Raw genomic sequence first — 16,507 nt, forward strand, 5'->3', positions numbered from 1 at the left:
TTTTATAATCTACTCAATACTTTTTCTTTTCCTAATAATGCAATTGAACTAGCTAAATCCGGTCCATGCATTGATCCAGTTGTAGCAATACGTAAAGGCATAAATAACATTTTCCCTTTTGCACCAGCTTCTTTTTGTGTTGCTTTAATACATGCTTGCACACTTTCTCTAGTCAATTCATCTTCGTCATTTATCATCTTCTTAAAGACAGCTAACGTATTATCAATACCTTCTTGTTGCATAAAATCACTAGCTTCTTGATCTAATTCAATAGTATCTTCAAAGAATATTTTTACCAACTCTACAATCTCTTTACCAAAAGATAATTGTTCATGATAAACAGCTACTAATGCTTTTACCCATTGGTCACTATGATTACTTAAATCATATGCTTCTTCTAAAAATGGTGTACACAAACAAACAACATCTTCTAAACTTCTTTCTTTAATATAACGATTATTAACCCAAGTTAACTTATCTTTATCAAACATAGAAGGAGATTTAGATAATCGATGTTCATCAAAAATAGAAATCAATTCTTCTTTTGAGAATATTTCTTGTTCCCCTTCAGGAGACCAACCTAACAATGACATGAAGTTAAACATAGCATCTGGTAAATATCCTTCTTCTTTATATTGAGAAACGAATTGCATAATTGATTCATCTCTTTTTGATAATTTCTTTCTTTGTTCATTTACAATTAATGTCATATGACCATAAGTAGGTGCAGTCCATCCTAACATTTCATAAATCATTAATTGTTTAGGAGTATTACTTAAATGTTCTTCTCCTCTAAATACATGAGAAATTTCCATTGTATAATCATCAATAACTACTGCATAATTATAAGTTGGTATTCCATTTGCCTTTACTAAAACCCAATCACCAATATCTTGTGATTCAAAAGAAACATGTCCACGAATCATATCCTCAAAAGCATATGTTTTTCCTTCTGGTACACGAACACGAATAGTATAAGGTGTTCCTTTAGCTTCCAATGCTTCCACTTCTTCTTTGGAAAGATTTGCACACTTACGATTATACATCGGTGCCATTCCTGCATCACTTTGACGAGTATGTTCTTCTTCCAATTCTTCTGGAGTACAAAAACACTTATAAGCACATCCCATTTCTAATAACTTTTCTGTTACCTCACGATAAATGTCTAAACGTTCCATTTGACGATAAGGAGCATACTTTGGATTTGGATTTAATGGAGATTCATCTGGAGTAATCCCTAACCAAGCTAAGTTTTCTAACTGACTAGCTTCTCCACCAGCGATATTTCTCTCAATATCCGTATCCTCTAAACGAAATACAAAATCACCATCATGATGTTTTGCGAATAAATAATTAAATAAAGCGGTTCTAGCACCACCTATATGTAAATGTCCAGTTGGACTTGGAGCATAACGTACTCTTACTTTTGTCATTCTATTTTCCTTCTTTCCTTAATAATACAACTGCTTGTGCTTGCATACCCAATCCTTCACCAATCCACCCTAGCTTTTCACCACGAGTTGCCTTGATATTCACATCTTCGATATTACAACATAATACACGACTAATGTTTTCTCTCATAGTTGGAATATACACAGCTAATTTAGGCTTTTCTGCCAAAACGATGGCATCTAAATTATTAATAACATATCCTCGCTCTTTCATCATTACATACGTTTTTTCTAATAATACCAATGAATCAATCCCAGCATACTGGGGATCAGAATCACTAAAATGGGTTCCAATATCACCCAATCCAAGTGCTCCTATCACACTTTCAATAATTGCATGTACTAAAACATCAGCATCACTATGACCAAGTAACCCTTTTTCAAAAGGAATCTCTACTCCTCCTAAAATAAGCTTACGATCTGGTACTAATTGATGAATATCGATAGATTGTCCAATTCGATACATATGTCTTCACCTCAAGGACCATTTTATCATAATGCCCTACATTATACAAAAAGAACTTCAAAAATATGAAGTTCTAAGCGTTCTTTTTAGAAGCATGTATAAATGCTTCAAATAATGGATGTGGTTTATTTGGTCTAGAACCGAATTCAGGATGGAATTGTCCAGCCACATAAAATGGATGATCCTCTAATTCAATAATTTCCACTAAATCCCTCTCTAAATTAACTCCCACAATATTCATTCCATGTCTTTCAAGAACATCACGATAATTGTTATTAAATTCATAACGATGACGATGTCTTTCTTGAATATCACTTTGTTTATAAGCTTCACTAGCTTTTGAACCTGGAAGAATATGACAATCATAAACTCCTAGTCTTTGTGTTCCACCTAGATTTTGTAAATCTTGATCTTGCATCAAATGAATTAATGGATGTTTTGTAGTTGGATCAAATTCAATACTATTTGCATTATCTAACCCACATACATTTCTAGCAAACTCTATTGCCATTAATTGCATTCCTAAACAAATCCCAAAACAAGGAACTTTATTTTCTCTAGCATGAGTTACTGCACAAATAATTCCTTCAATACCTCTATGTCCAAAACCACCAGGTATAATCACACCAGCATTTCCAGCTAATTTATCAGCTACATTTTCTTTAGTTATTTCTTCACTATCAACCCAATTAATATTTACTTTCACATCTTCATAATAACCAGCATGATGTAATGATTCATTTACTGACAAATAAGCATCTGGAAGCTCTGTATACTTTCCAACTAAAGCAATTGAAATCTCTTGCTTTAATCCTTTTACACGATCAATTAATTGATCCCATTCCACCATATCAGCCTTAGGTGCATCCACACGTAAATGTTCCAATACCAATTCATCCATACCTTGTTCTAATAACATTTTTGGTAACTCATACAATACTTCTACATCATAATTAGAAATAACTGCTCTAGTAGGTACATTACAGAACAATGAAATTTTTTCTTTTAATTCATCTTCTATATATTTTTCACTACGACAAACAATAAAGTCTGGTTGAATACCATACCCTCTTAATTCTTTTACACTATGTTGTGTTGGTTTTGTTTTTACTTCATGACTCGCACCAATAAAAGGTAATAAAGTCGTATGAATATAACATGTATTTTCTATTCCTAAATCCAAACGAACTTGGCGAATTGCTTCAATAAAAGGTAAACTTTCAATATCTCCCACCGTTCCACCAATTTCAGTAATCACAATATCCGCATTTGTACTTTCTCCAGCTTGATAAATCTTTTCCTTTATCTCATTTGTAATATGAGGAACTACTTGTACAGTCGCTCCTAAATATTTTCCAGCACGTTCTTTTGAAATAACATTATTATAAATTCTTCCTGTTGTAATCGAACAATTTCTATTTAATTCTTCATCAATAAATCTTTCATAGTGACCTAAATCTAAATCCGTTTCCGCTCCATCTACCGTTACAAAAACTTCGCCATGTTGATATGGTGACATTGTTCCTGGATCCACATTAATATAAGGATCTAACTTTTGCATACACACCTTTAATCCACGTTGTTTTAAAATACGTCCCAAAGAAGCTGCCGTTAATCCTTTACCTAACCCTGAAACTACTCCACCTGTTACAAATATATATTTCATATAATTCCCCTTTACTATATCTAGCTTTTACCTATTATGTTTATAAAACAAAAAAAGCCCTTTGCAGGGTTGTGCACTTTAGTGCCCTTTAATATACTATCAAATCATTGCCTATATTACAAGCCTTTTGTGTTTAAACAATAAAAAAAGAGCCTAAGCTCTATTTTTACGATCAGGTGCTTTTTTGGGAGAGGAGACACCTGATCAGTTTGTATTATGTTCATCGACCGTGCTATAGATTTTTTGGGAGAGGGATCTATAACACTTCTATCGACAAGACATATCCTACTAAAGGTATATGAATTGAATGTGAACTTTGTATTTATTTGTCATTTTTTTATACAAAAATTATTTTTTTATGATATTTTCATAGTTTTTTATGTAAACAATAACTATAGATGCCTAATTGAATAAAAAAACAACCCAAAGGTTGTTTAAGCTGACTTTTCTTTTTTTCTTTCTTTACGTTGTTTCTTTTCCATTACACGACGATTTTGCGCATATTCTTTAACTTGCACATTTACACGTTTGTTTCCTGAAACAATCGCACTTGTAAACTCTAAATTTGACTTTGGAGAAACAACAACACGTTTCCCACTTTCTAAATATATTTCTAATGTTCTAGGATCAGTAATTATTTTTGTAAGCCTAGGTGCTGGATCACTAATAGTTTCTATTGACATTAAGTTATACTCTTTTGTTTTTCTTAAACGATAATGAACTTCTAAAGTCTTACGTGTAATAGAATACCCACTAGGTCTAAACCCTAGCAAATAACCATAAATAATTAAACCAAATGCTGCAACCGTAAGTGCTCCTGTAAAATCCCCTTGAAAAATTAATATTACAAAATAAATGAAATAAAACAGTTCAAAATATAACACTGCAGGAATTAATCTTTTCTTAAATACTTTTGTTTCCATAATGCCCCTCCAATTTTTAAATATTATACCATTGTTATTTGACTATAACAATTATAAGAAATAGTTTCTATTCCTTATAATTACCATACTCATAAAAAGAAAGGACGGGAACTAACCCGCCCTTCATTATTTTTGTTTGGTTGTAAATCAATTATTACATTACACCTTTTGCTTGTTGTTTTTCGTAAACTAATAAGAATGGTGTATAAACTAATACTGCAACAGCGATTACGATAGCTTGTGACACAGCCCCTTGCCATGCACCACCTGTAGCTAAGAAACCAAGTAATACTGGTGGAGTTGTCCAAGGCACTGAAATACATACGTAAGGACAGAATCCGATAGCTGATAAAATATAACCAATGATGATAGTAATACATGGTGTGAATACAAATGGAATACCTAAGATTGGATTTAATACCATTGGTACACCGAATGTAACTGTTTCATTGATGTTGAATAAACCTGGAACGATTGATAAACCAGCAACTGCTCTATTATCTTCACGTTTAGAGAAGATGAAGATTGCGATTACTAAACCAAGAGTAACCCCAGATCCACCGAATTCACCAAACATTTGTAAGAATCCCATGTTTACTAAGTATTCTGGAGTTTCTCCATTTTCAAAAGCAGTAGTATTAGCTAATGTTAAAGGAGTATATAATGTTTCTTTAACAGCTGATAACATGTTGTTACCATGAATACCTACTAACCAGAATAACATGATTAAGATATAAATTACCATTACACCTGGAATAGATGTACCTACAGCAACTAATGGTGACATTAATGAAGCGATAACGTCATTTAAATATAACCCAGTAGCCATTTGGCAAACCATACCAATTGTTGAAGTTAATAATAATACTAAGAATGCAGGAATTAATGCTTCGAATGCACGAGCAACACCTGGTGGTACCATTTCTGGCATTTTAATTTTTAATGCATCTTTTTTCATTAACCAGCAGTAGAATTCTACAGCTAAGATAGCAATGAACATACCAGTGAATAAACCAGTAGCTCCTAATGCATTACTAGAAATACCTGTGAAAGCATCTCCTAAATCTCCTGTGAAAGAAGTTTGAGTAACTGAAATCCATGCAGCTAATCCTAAGATCCCTGGGAAATAACCAGCATAATCTGCTCCTAAATTCCATACTCCAATTTCATAAGCGATACCAAAAGTGATACCAACTGTGATACAAGAAATTGTTGCAAAGCTAATTGCGTTGAATGCTACATTTGTAAATTCTAACGCCATGATAGGGCTCCATAATAAACCTAACCCTGATGATTCATTTACCAATACGCAAGTCCATAAAACCCCAATCGCACCAGCAATTGTTAAAGGCATGAATGTTTGGAATGCATTTTTGATAGATGATAAATACTTGTTTTGACTACACCAAGCGCCTACGCGCCCAAGAGTATCAGCAACTTTGTCCATATTTGTTTCCTCCCTTAAATATTTTTGACACTTCTAATTATAGTAATGAAAGCGCTAAATGTCAACCGCTTTCAAAAAGAAAAGTATGGTATTTTTAAACCAAAAACCATACTTATTAAAAAGTCCTTATTTTATCGGCGTTTTTTTAGTATTTAACAATAAAAATAACGCTTATTTTTTGCAAAAAAATGCAAAATAAGCGTTATTTCTTAGAATTCTTTGATTGTTTTTACTACATTTTCAACTGAAAAACCATACTTTTCAAATAATAATGGTGCTGGTGCTGATGCTCCAAAGGTATCCATTGTAATATATTTTCCTTGTAATCCTGCAAACTCACCCCAAGATAATTTAGAACCGGCTTCTATTATTAAACGATTCGCTACTTCTAAAGGTAAGATAGCTTGTTGATAACTTATTGGTTGTTCTTTAAAGATATCCATACAAGGCATACTTACAATACGAATATTTTTATCTGTTATTTGTTTTTTAGCTTCTACTGCAAGTGAAACTTCTGATCCACTGGCAATAATTAATATATCTGGTGTTCCTTGACAATCATCAATCACATAGCCACCTTTTAATGCTTCTTTACTTGAACCTGGTAACTGCGGTAAATTTTGTCTTGTTAAAACTAAGGCAGTAGGTGTACTAGTGGAAGTTAGGGCACTATACCATGCTACATTTGTTTCCATTGCATCACATGGACGATAGACATGGAAGTTAGGTTGCGCACGTAACATTGTTAATTGTTCTACTGGTTGATGCGTTGGACCATCTTCCCCTACTCCAATACTATCATGTGTTAATACATAATTTAATGGTAAGTTCATTAACGAACTTAAACGAGCCATTGGTTTTACGTAATCACTAAATACAAAGAAGGTAGATACATACGTAGTTAATCCCCCATGTAACATAATTCCATTTCCAATTGCAGCCATCGCTATTTCACGTACTCCATAATGCATATTTCTACCTGCATAGTTTTCGCTATCAAAATCACCTACACCATTTAAATATGTTTTGGTAGATGGTGCTAAGTCTGCTGATCCGCCCATAAAATTAGGTAAGATATCTTTTATTTTATTCATTACAACACCAGAATTATTACGTGTTGCTTCTGCTTTTTCTTCAAAATCAAAGAAGCTTTCATCACTATCTAATAATTCTTTTGTACTCATTTCAAAATATTGTTTCCATGATTCATGCATTTCTGGATACACTTGGAAATATGCATCTTGCATCATTTGCCATGCTTCATAAGCTAAATCACTCGTTTCTTTTGATAATGCCACATGATCATAAACATCTTGATCTACTTGGAAATGCGCTTCTGGGTCCATTCCTAATGTTTCTTTTAATGCTTTTACATTATCAACTCCTAATGGTTCTCCATGTGCAGAAGCTTTTCCTTCTTTAGCTGGACAACCTTTTCCAATCTTTGTTTTTACTTCAATAAAAGTTGGTTTTCCATTCTTATCATTTGCTTTTTCTAAAGCACTTAAAATCTCTTCTAAGTTATCTCCATCTTCTACTACATACGTATTAAATCCAAAAGCTTCCATTCTACCACATACATTTTCAGTAAATGCAATATCTGTACTACCTTCTATTGAAATTTGATTCGAATCATATAACACAACTAGATTTTCTAATTTCAACGTTCCCGCTAAAGAAAAAGCCTCACTAGAAATACCTTCCATCATACAACCATCTCCACCTAATACATAAGTATTATGATTAAATAGTTCATATCCAGGTTTATTAAAAGTAGCTGATAAATGTCTTTCTGCAATAGCCATACCGACTGCCATTGCCATCCCAGCTCCTAAAGGTCCCGTTGTCGCTTCTACACCTGGTGTATGAAGATATTCTGGATGTCCTGGTGTTAAAGAATCAAATTGTCTAAATTCTTTTAAATCATCCAATGATACACCATATCCAAATAAGTGCAACATGCTATACAACAACCCTGATCCATGCCCTCCAGATAAAATAAAACGATCTCTATTCATCCATTGTGGATAATTTGATGAATGTTTCATCACCTTTCCCCACAAAGCATACGTCATTGTTGCTGCTCCTAAAGGCAATCCCGGATGCCCTGAATTTGCTTTTTGAATCGTGTCTGCACTTAAGCATCTAATTGTACTAATTACTTTTCTATCCATTGTTAGTCCTTTCCAAATACCTTAACATAATCATTTTTAAACTTTTCCAATCCTTCACTTGTTAGTGGATGTTTTAACATCTGTTCAATTAACGAATATGGGATTGTTGCAATATCTCCACCCGCTTTTGCACATTCAATAACATGTGTTGCATTACGTACACTAGCACATATTATTTTTGAACGAATATTGTGCTTAGCAAAAACTTCTGAAATATCACGAATTAACTGCATACCATCCATTGATATATCATCCAATCGACCAATAAAAGGAGAAACATACGTAGCTCCAGCTCTTGCTGCAAGCAAGGCCTGAGGAACATTAAAAATCAATGTTAAGTTCGTATTGATTCCTAACTTACTTAATTCCTTACAAGCGATTAAACCTTCTGGTGTAGTTGGCAACTTTATTACCATATTAGGATGAATAGAAGCTATTTCTTTACCTTCTGCTATCATATCTTTTGCAAGTAATGTTGTTGGCTTTACTTCCCCACTAATTGGTCCATCCACTATATCTGTTATTTCTTTAATAACTTCATGAAAATCACGACCTTCTTTAGCAATGATAGATGGATTTGTGGTAACGCCACAAATAACACCCATTGCATTTGCTTTTTTAATTTCTTCTATATTTGCTGTATCTAAGAAAAAAAACATGTTTAACCTTCTCCTTTCTTTCGTTAATTTATATCATGATTTTATACAAGGTTGTATATGATGTCAAGAAAGAAATACTTTCTTTCAAAACATGAAAAAACAAACATAAACAAACATAAACAAACATTGGCTAAAACAAAAAAAGACAATTTCTTGCCTTAATAATGTACAGTAACCGTATTCTCTTCAAATTGATTATAATGATATCTATTTAAAGAATATTCAAATATAACCCCACTACTTAAATAACTAACCTTTTCTACTTGAAAGAAAGGTTCCTTTTCACTTAGTTCTAAATATTGTTGTTCTAAAGGTGTTGATAATTCACCAGTAATTGTTTTATGAGAGCTTTGGATTTTTAATCCCAACTCATCTTCTATATAAGCATAAATAGAATTAGATACATTTTCTAATCGAAGATTCGCAATAACCGATATAGGCATATAGATAATTTCCAGTACATACGGTATTTCTTCTAAATACCTAGCACGAATAACATGATAAACAAAAGAACCTTCTTCTATTTGAAGTTTTTTTGAAATTTCTAAATCACTAGGAATAACCGAAAATTCTACTACTTCACTACGAATACGATAAAATCCCTGATACTTCCCTGTTAACCCTACACCATAACGATCCCCTTTTTTTAATACATCATCATTACTAGGATCATAATCTTTTACAAAAGTACCCGCACCACGTCGACGTACAATCAGTCCTTCTTTTACTAAAATATCCAATGCTTTTTTCATTGTTTCTTTGTTACAATGATAAGTCACACATAAAACATACTCATAAGGAAGCTTTTGACCGTAAGTATATGTTTGTTCTATAATTTTTTCACGAATATCATCCGCTATATCAATATACTTCACCATTGTCATACCCCTCCTCTATAAAAATTGTATCGTTTTTACTATAGTACCATCTAAATCATAAATAGTAAATATATCATTCTCTAAAACACCATAGCTATTCACTCCTTCTTTAGAAAGAGAAATAGATGATGGATTAATAACATATTGCCCATCTTGTTTGCAAGCAATAGCCTTATGAATATGCCCATATGCAAAAACACAGTCCTTAGCCATATCCGGAATACCCTCATACAAATGTCCATGTGTTAAGAAAAAATCAATTCCATTTAAGTTTACCTTTTTATAATCAGCCATCACATCAAACTCTAATACCATTTGATCCACTTCTGCATCACAATTCCCACGAACCGCAATAATATCCTCTTTATACCCATTCAATAACTTTAATACAGCTTGACAATCATAACCTTTAGGTAATTGATTTCTAGGCCCATGATACAAAACATCTCCTAAAATAACAATCTTATCCATCTCTTGTTTTTCATACTCATCCATCACTTTTCTTAAATAATAAAAAGAACCATGAATATCACTTATAAACAAAACTTTCATATAGACTCCTATCCTACTGTTAGCTCATCTAACAATATATATAAATATACTTTATCCTTATCCAACTCACAAATCCCATACTCTTTTATAAACAATTCAATAACATCATCATCAAACCGATAACCATATGCCTCTAAATTATAACGCAAAGAACGTAATCCAATGGCTATATCTAAATAACGATCACATACCCCTATTCCTACAATATCAATATATCCTACTAATTCTAATCCATTCATCATAATATTAGGCATACAAACATCACCATGACATAAAACCAAATCCTCTTGTGTTGGTAAATATTCTAATAGTTTTTGATAAACTGCATCAATACTCCATCCTTTTAATTCTTTTTCAAAATGACTTGGATTAATAGTTTTATCTTTTATGCTTTGTTCTACTTGTTTTATTTTTTGTTCCAAAGAATGGTTATGTGGTAACCCACTAGGATCTATTTCATGAAATTGACGAATTAAAGAAGCATATTTTTGGATAACTTGTTCTTTTGGATAACTTTTCAATAATTCTTGAAACATCACACCTGGCAAGAACTCCATCATACAATAAAACTCACAACCAACCATACCATAACGATATATCTTTGGCACTTTACAAAAAGATTGAAGCCATTCAAAATTAATAGCTTCCAAAACAACTTCTTCCCTAGATGATTTTTTAATAACAATATCTTTTTCCTTAAAACCATCAATATATCCCTTTTTTATAATGTATACTTCATCTTTGGAAAAACCAATAGGTGGTTTCACCCAAGGCTTCGCCTCTAGACCAGGTATTCTACTTAACATATTATCTCCTTTAAAAAAAGATGCCTAAGCATCCTCAATTGCATAACGTACAATCGTTTTTAAATCCTCTTCCGCTACCTTTTTAGGATTATTTAAATAAATCTCATGGTGCATACCGACTAACTTCATGTTCTCTACTGTAATATATTCCATGATTTGTTTCGTTGTATTAATTTCTGTATGATATGCTCCTCTATGTAACATTTGAACACATCTTCCTTCTTTAAACTTCTTATAATAAACATCCATAATATACGGATTATCCGTCTTATGAAGTAAATGTGATTTACATATATCTATTATTGATTCATTCACTTCTTCTACTAAAGCCATCATTAATGTGAATGGAATCATTTGTTTTCTAGTAACATCAAAATGTGCATTATCATATGTATCCCAAATTCCTTCTAATGGAGGAGTAGTATACGTAATTCCTTCTTCCTTTAGAATTTCACGAACTTCTTTTACAATCATAAACAATGCATCTGATTTTAGAACAAATTCAGAAACATTAGGATTACCTATTCCTCTAATCATAATATATCCAACTTCTTGTACATTCGCAATCATAATTTTCTTTGATGAAGCATCATAATGTTCTTTATATTTTTTTTTCACATCAACACTACCCATAATATCACTCCTTTATTACTTTTTCTATTATATCGTTTTTTTACAAATATTACTATGGTTTTTATTGATTTAGGTAAAAAAATAAGCTTTCGCTTATCTTTTAACCTCTTTTAATTGTTTTAATTACAATTGGTTCATAAGGACAATCAGAACGATCACGACTAGCACTTACAATTTTATCAATTACTTCTAAACCACTAGTTACTTTTCCAAATGCAGCATATTGTCCATCTAAATGAGGTGCATCATGATGCATAATAAAGAATTGACTAGATGCTGAATCAGGAACATTTGTTCTTGCCATTGATAATACTCCACGAGTATGAATTAAATCATTTGCTACACCATTCGTTCTAAACTCACCTTTAATAGAAGCTGCATCTTTGTGATTCATCTTCTTATCAAATCCACCACCTTGAATCATAAACCCAGGGATTACACGATGAAAAATCAATCCTGCAAAGAAATCTTCATCCATTAATTTTAAAAAGTTTGCTACAGATATAGGTGCTACTTCAGGATATAATTCCCCTTCCATCACATCTCCACTTTCCATTTCAATAATAAATTTATCAGCCATTATACTTCCTCCGTTTGTTCTATTTTCTCTTTTTTATTTTTAAATAAAAATACTTTAATTAAAATCAAAACCACACATGCCATTCCTACGATTGGCACAATTATACTAACCAACTCAAATTGATATGCTGTCGCAACAACCAAACACAACCCAATAATATTACACACACCAGATAATGTTTTACTTGGTTTCATTAAAAAAAACAATGCCCCAGCATTTACTAAAAATAATCCTATCACTAACATAGCTTCCATATTTTTGCCCTTCCTATCTACCAAAAGAATAAACTATTTTGCATCTTTTGTAAAGATTAGTTACTTATGATAACTTTCATTTTTCATAATTTTAAAAGCTCGATATATTTGTTCTACTAAAATTAATTTCATTAACTGATGTGGAAATGTCATCTTTGAAAAAGATAAAGAAAAATCAGCACGATTTAAGATATCTTTTGCATGTCCTAAAGAACCACCAATAACAAATACAATCGTACTTTTACCATTAATCATACATTGTTCCATCTTATTAGATAACTCCAATGAATCAATCTGTTTTCCTTGAACATCTAAAACAATAACATAGTCATCTTGTTTTATTTTTGATAATACTTTGAAACCTTCTTTTTCTTTAATCATTTGTGCTGTTGCATCCGAACATTTATCAGGGATACTCTCATCACTTACTTCAATATATTCTATCTTTGTATAAGCTTGTAAACGTTTTGTATACTCTTTTATTCCTTCTAGTAAATACTTTTCTTTTAATTTACCAATCGTAATAACTTTAACCAACACGTTTCTTTCCTCCACTAACAATATTCACCTGACTAGCAACACGAATATTTTTAAAGTCACAACCTTCACTAACAAATATTCTTTGATAAGTTTGCAGTGCTACTTCAGGACTATTTGCTTGATCACTTAAATGTGCTAAAACAATTTCCTTGGTATTATCCCCAAGTACACTTGCCATTAAATAAGCACTATATTCATTATTTAAATGCCCTTCATCTCCATAAATACGATTTTTTAAAAACAAAGGACGATTCGTTGCCATTAACATCTCCACATCATGATTACTTTCAATAATATAATAATCCATATTATATAAATACTCTTTATTCTTTTGTGAAACATAACCACTATCTGTTAAATATAGTAAACTCTCTTGTCCTTTTAATACAAAACCTAAAGGACTAGTTGCATCATGAGAAAGAGGCAAAGGCATAATATGAATTCCTTTTAAACATATCTCTTGATAAGGTATTAAAATATGGGTATCTTTTTGTTCTTTTAAACAACCTTTACCAGCATATACTATATTTGTATCAAAAATATGAATATTTTTATTATGATCATAATGATCATGTGTTAATAGTACATAATCAATATCTTCTAATGTAAATCCTAGTGTAGATAATTTATAGACTAATTGTTTTTTTGAAATACCACAATCAATTAAGATTCCTGTATTATTATCATAAACAAAAGCACTATTTCCTTTTGAACCACTAGCTAATATATGATATTCCATCTTTTCCTCCTAAAACAAAAAGCGTACAAAGTACGCTTTCTATTATTTAAGTCCGTATTTTTTATTGAATCTATCAACACGACCATCAGCACTAGCAAATCTTTGTTTTCCAGTGTAGAATGGATGACAATTTGAACAAGTATCAACACGTACTTCGTTTAATACTGAACCTGATTCAAATTCATTTCCACATGATGTACACACAACTTTTACTGTTTTATAATTTGGATGTATTCCTTGTTTCATTTCTATATTCTCCTTCCGCCTTATAGCCTTAAACTACAAAGTAAGTTTGCCCTAGTATAATATCATTATTATAAGTAAATTTCAAGCTTTTTTTCATCTTTACTTAATCGATCTCTCTACGAGTAATTCTAGCCCCTAAAGAAATTAATTTTTGATCAATATTTGAATATCCTCTATCAATATGATACACATTACCTATTTCTGTAACTCCATTTGCAATTAATGCTGCTACAACTAAAGCTGCACCACAACGTAAATCAGTTGCTTGTACGCTTGTTCCAGTTAAAGGAGTTGATCCATGAATATAAGCCATACTATCGCATTTTTCAATATTTGCTCCCATTTTATTTAACTCATCACAATGTTTAAATCGTTCTGGATAAATTGTTTCTACTACTTGTGAACATCCTGATGCTTGTGTTAACAAAGTAGTTAATGGTTGTTGTAAATCAGTTGCAAAACCTGGATAGATTTGTGTTCGAATATCGGTTGCCACTAAATTATCAAGACCACCATATACAATAATACTATCTCCAACAATCTCCATCTTTGTTCCCATTTCTCGTAATTTAGAAGTCACAGCTTCTAAATGTTGAGGAATAACATTTTGGACGATTACTTTCTCTCCTGCAGCAGCTGCAATAACTAAGAAAGTTCCAGCTTCAATACGATCAGGAATAATTTCATGGTCACAACCATGTAAAGACTCTACTCCATCAATTGTAATAGTGTCTGTTCCAGCACCTCGAATATTAGCACCCATCTTTGTAAGTAAGTTAACAACATCAATAATCTCTGGTTCTTTTGCAGCATTTTCAATAATCGTACGTCCTGTTGCTTTCACTGCCGCAAGCATAATATTAATGGTAGCTCCAACAGATGCAAAATCCAAATAGATTGTTGCTCCTTTTAATTCCTTTGCTTCAATAACATGACACCCATTTACAAACTCAACAGTTGCTCCTAAAGCTTCAAATCCTTTGATGTGTAAATCAATAGGACGTGGTCCTAAGAAACATCCACCTGGTGCACGCATTGTTACTTTTTTACATTTCCCCAGTAAAGCTCCCATTAAATAATAGGAAGCACGTAATTTATCTACCGCTTCTGATACTAATGAAATATTTTCTAAATGTGTTGGATCAATAATTAATGTATCTTCTTCCAATGCAACATTACAATTTAATTCTTTTAATAAGACACCTAAAGCGTCTACATCTGATATTTCAGGTACACCATAAATAGTAACAGGACCATCAGCTAGGACTGTTGCCGGAATTAATGCTACCGTAGCATTCTTTGCTCCACTAACAACAACTGTACCATTTAATTTATGTCCACCTTCAATTGCAATAACTTCAGCCATTATAGTCCTCCTTTTTTACTCTTACTACTATAAACTAATTTAGGCTTAAAAACAACATATTTCCATGTTTGTGCAAAAGATAACAGTACTTCTTAAATTGTTCTAAATAGAATTTGTCATTTATACAATTTTTGCAATAAAAAAAAGGCTTTCGCCTTTTTTTATTTTTATTATGCTTTGTCAACAGAACCGAATAATTCCATTTTTTCTTTTACACAAAGTTTGATTCCTTCAAACCCTGGATTTAATAATTTACGAGGATCAAATCCTTTACCTTCTAAATCTTTACCAGCTTCAATATATTTTCTTGTAGCTTCTTGGAAATATAATTGACATTCTGTATTTACATTGATTTTAGAAACTCCTAAAGAAATTGCTTTTGCAATCATTTCAGCAGGAATACCAGTACCACCATGTAATACTAAAGGTAATATTCCAGTAGTTTCTTGAGTAGCAGCTAATGCTTCAAAATCTAAACCAGTCCAGTTTTCAGGATATTTACCATGGATATTTCCGATACCTGCAGCTAAGAAATCAACACCTAAATCAGCGATTAATTTACATTCTTTTGGATCAGCAACTTCACCTTTACCAACTACACCATCTTCTTCTCCACCAATAGAACCAACTTCAGCTTCTACTGATTTTCCACTTGCATGACAATATGCTACGATTTCTTTTGTTTTTTCGATATTTTCTTCAATTGAATAATGAGACCCATCAAACATAATAGAACTAAATCCAGCATCAGCTGCTGCTTTAGCACCTTCATAACTACCATGATCTAAATGTAAAGCTACAGGTACAGTGATTTTTAAATCATCCATCATTGCACTAACCATTGCGCTTACAGTTTTGAATCCACACATATATTTAGCAGCCCCTTCAGATACTCCTAAAATAACAGGTGAGTTTAATTCTTGTGCAGTTAATAATACTGCTTTTGTCCATTCTAAGTTATTGATATTGAATTGTCCAACCGCATATTTCCCTGCAGTTGCTTTGTTTAACATTTCTGTTGCAGATACTAATCCCATATAAAATCTCCTTTTCTTTTTTTCAGGTATATAATACTATCTTTCGTGAAAAAATTCTACTACTTTATTCTTATTTTTACGCATTTTATT

The 16,507-nt window shown here is 32.0% G+C and carries 18 protein-coding genes; all 18 read right to left on the reverse strand.

Going from position 1 to position 16,507, the window contains the following annotated elements:
• Window positions 1–2: 2 nt before the first annotated feature.
• Entirely contained in the window at window positions 3–1,433 is a 1,431-nt protein-coding gene (gene gltX, locus LRR82_RS09075; RefSeq protein ID WP_249029108.1) for a glutamate--tRNA ligase, read from the reverse strand.
• Between the two features lies 1 nt (window position 1,434).
• On the reverse strand, window positions 1,435–1,917 hold the full coding sequence (gene ispF / locus LRR82_RS09080; RefSeq protein ID WP_249029109.1) for a 2-C-methyl-D-erythritol 2,4-cyclodiphosphate synthase: 483 nt from the start codon (window positions 1,915–1,917) through the stop codon (window positions 1,435–1,437).
• Window positions 1,918–1,990: 73 nt separating this feature from the next.
• Window positions 1,991–3,583: a CTP synthase gene (locus LRR82_RS09085; protein ID WP_249029110.1), complete on the reverse strand. Its 1,593-nt coding sequence runs from the start codon at window positions 3,581–3,583 to the stop codon at window positions 1,991–1,993.
• A 434-nt stretch (window positions 3,584–4,017) separates the two neighbouring features.
• Entirely contained in the window at window positions 4,018–4,506 is a 489-nt protein-coding gene (locus LRR82_RS09090; protein ID WP_249029111.1) for a PH domain-containing protein, read from the reverse strand.
• 154 nt (window positions 4,507–4,660) lie between these two features.
• The gene (locus tag LRR82_RS09095; protein WP_249029112.1) at window positions 4,661–5,953 is read right to left on the reverse strand and encodes a PTS sugar transporter subunit IIC; all 1,293 of its coding nucleotides are present in this window, start codon (window positions 5,951–5,953) and stop codon (window positions 4,661–4,663) included.
• 209 nt (window positions 5,954–6,162) lie between these two features.
• Window positions 6,163–8,127 carry a transketolase gene (gene tkt, locus LRR82_RS09100; protein ID WP_249029113.1) on the reverse strand — a complete coding sequence of 655 codons (1,965 nt, stop codon included), beginning with the start codon at window positions 8,125–8,127 and terminating at the stop codon, window positions 6,163–6,165.
• Between the two features lie 2 nt (window positions 8,128–8,129).
• Window positions 8,130–8,786, reverse strand: a complete 657-nt coding sequence (gene fsa, locus LRR82_RS09105) for a fructose-6-phosphate aldolase (RefSeq protein WP_249029114.1) — start codon at window positions 8,784–8,786, stop codon at window positions 8,130–8,132.
• Between the two features lie 158 nt (window positions 8,787–8,944).
• Window positions 8,945–9,664, reverse strand: coding sequence for a GntR family transcriptional regulator (locus LRR82_RS09110; protein WP_249029115.1), 720 nt, complete (start codon window positions 9,662–9,664; stop codon window positions 8,945–8,947).
• A 15-nt stretch (window positions 9,665–9,679) separates the two neighbouring features.
• Entirely contained in the window at window positions 9,680–10,216 is a 537-nt protein-coding gene (gene yfcE / locus LRR82_RS09115; protein ID WP_249029116.1) for a phosphodiesterase, read from the reverse strand.
• Between the two features lie 8 nt (window positions 10,217–10,224).
• The gene (locus tag LRR82_RS09120; protein ID WP_249029117.1) at window positions 10,225–11,022 is read right to left on the reverse strand and encodes a phosphotransferase; all 798 of its coding nucleotides are present in this window, start codon (window positions 11,020–11,022) and stop codon (window positions 10,225–10,227) included.
• A 24-nt stretch (window positions 11,023–11,046) separates the two neighbouring features.
• Window positions 11,047–11,655, reverse strand: coding sequence for a GyrI-like domain-containing protein (locus tag LRR82_RS09125; RefSeq protein WP_249029118.1), 609 nt, complete (start codon window positions 11,653–11,655; stop codon window positions 11,047–11,049).
• A gap of 100 nt (window positions 11,656–11,755) precedes the next feature.
• Window positions 11,756–12,235, reverse strand: coding sequence for a peptidylprolyl isomerase (locus LRR82_RS09130; RefSeq protein ID WP_249029119.1), 480 nt, complete (start codon window positions 12,233–12,235; stop codon window positions 11,756–11,758).
• Entirely contained in the window at window positions 12,235–12,489 is a 255-nt protein-coding gene (locus LRR82_RS09135) for a hypothetical protein (RefSeq protein ID WP_249029120.1), read from the reverse strand. Before LRR82_RS09135 ends, LRR82_RS09130 begins: the two co-directional genes overlap by 1 nt.
• 60 nt (window positions 12,490–12,549) lie before the next feature.
• Entirely contained in the window at window positions 12,550–13,029 is a 480-nt protein-coding gene (rlmH, locus tag LRR82_RS09140) for a 23S rRNA (pseudouridine(1915)-N(3))-methyltransferase RlmH (protein WP_249029121.1), read from the reverse strand.
• Window positions 13,019–13,768: an MBL fold metallo-hydrolase gene (locus tag LRR82_RS09145; RefSeq protein WP_249029122.1), complete on the reverse strand. Its 750-nt coding sequence runs from the start codon at window positions 13,766–13,768 to the stop codon at window positions 13,019–13,021. Before LRR82_RS09145 ends, rlmH begins: the two co-directional genes overlap by 11 nt.
• A 42-nt stretch (window positions 13,769–13,810) precedes the next feature.
• Window positions 13,811–14,014: a 50S ribosomal protein L31 gene (gene rpmE, locus LRR82_RS09150; protein ID WP_249029123.1), complete on the reverse strand. Its 204-nt coding sequence runs from the start codon at window positions 14,012–14,014 to the stop codon at window positions 13,811–13,813.
• Window positions 14,015–14,117: 103 nt separating this feature from the next.
• Entirely contained in the window at window positions 14,118–15,380 is a 1,263-nt protein-coding gene (locus LRR82_RS09155) for a UDP-N-acetylglucosamine 1-carboxyvinyltransferase (protein ID WP_249029124.1), read from the reverse strand.
• A 170-nt stretch (window positions 15,381–15,550) separates the two neighbouring features.
• Window positions 15,551–16,417, reverse strand: a complete 867-nt coding sequence (gene fba, locus LRR82_RS09160) for a class II fructose-1,6-bisphosphate aldolase (RefSeq protein WP_249029125.1) — start codon at window positions 16,415–16,417, stop codon at window positions 15,551–15,553.
• Window positions 16,418–16,507 lie beyond the last annotated feature (90 nt).

It is taken from the genome of Tannockella kyphosi, assembly GCF_021054785.1.
GTDB classification, from domain to species: domain Bacteria; phylum Bacillota_I; class Bacilli_A; order Erysipelotrichales; family Coprobacillaceae; genus Tannockella; species Tannockella kyphosi.